Source organism: Mesorhizobium sp. M2A.F.Ca.ET.039.01.1.1 (assembly GCF_003998035.1).
Classification (GTDB): domain Bacteria; phylum Pseudomonadota; class Alphaproteobacteria; order Rhizobiales; family Rhizobiaceae; genus Mesorhizobium.
In genome coordinates, this window is the sequence record NZ_RZRY01001276.1 from 1 (window position 1) to 992 (window position 992).

The 992-nt window shown below is 66.3% G+C and carries 2 protein-coding genes; one reads left to right on the top strand and one right to left on the bottom strand.

Features of this window, described 5'->3' with window-relative positions:
* Nucleotides 1-296: SDR family oxidoreductase (locus EOA24_RS39245; RefSeq protein ID WP_127410897.1), on the top strand; the 296-nt coding region annotated here is incomplete at its 5' end.
* Nucleotides 297-488: 192 nt separating this feature from the next.
* Here the strand turns inward: EOA24_RS39245 and EOA24_RS39250 are convergent.
* A partial coding sequence (locus EOA24_RS39250; protein ID WP_133374994.1) for an ABC transporter permease occupies nt 489-992 on the bottom strand: 504 nt, incomplete at its 5' end.

Sequence of the window (992 nt, forward strand, 5' to 3'; positions counted from 1 at the left end):
CCACAAAAGGCGCCTGCCACATGTTCGCCCGCGCCATCGCGGTGGAGTTCCGCGACCGCAACATCCGCTGCAACGCCGTCTGCCCCGGCTTCATCCGCACGCCGCATGGTCTGCGCGAGGTGGCGGATCTCGGCAAGCTCGGCGTCGATGTCTCCGATGCCGCCATGGCCGCGCAACAGGGCCGCATCGGCGAGCCGGAAGAGGTGGCGAAGGCGGCGCTGTTTTTGGCCAGCGACGAGTCCAGCTTCGTCAACGGCGCGCATCTGTTTGTCGACAACGCGTTCACGGCGATCTGAGGCTTTTCCTAGCCCCACGAAAGTGGGGAAAGGTAGCTCGGCGAAGCCGAGACGGAGAGGGGACGCCCTGCGTGAACCGGCTGAGAATTTGGGGCAAACGCGGCGCCGAAAGAGCAACCGTCGGCGCAGCCCTCTCTCCGGCCGCTTCGCGGCAACCTCTCCCCCGCTTTGCGGGGGTGAGGAAATCCGCGCCTACCGCTCTTCCCTTCTGAACGGCTTCAGCAGCGCCGAGGGTGCCACTGCGTTGCGCGACATGAAGGCCATGGCAACGATGGTGAAGATGAAGGGCAGCATCAGGAAGGCTTCGTAGGGGATGTGGCCGAGACCGCTCGCCTGCATCCTCAATTGCAGCGCGTCGACGAAGGCGAAGAGCAGCGCAGCCCCTGCCGAGCGCCACGGGTCCCAGCGACCGAACACGACCAGCGCGATCGCCACCCAGCCGCGGCCGGAGACGACGCCGAAGGTGAAGGCATTGAATTGCGCCATGGTGAGGAAGGCGCCGGCAAGCCCCATCAGCGCGCCGCCGAGGATCACCGCTTGGAAGCGCGTGGCGATGACGCTGACGCCGGCCGAATCCGCCGCGCGTGGGTTTTCGCCGACCATGCGTACCGCGAGCCCCCATGGCGTGCGGTAGAGCACGAAGGCGGCGAGCGGAACGGCGATGATCGCCATATAGACCAGCGTGAACTGGTTGAA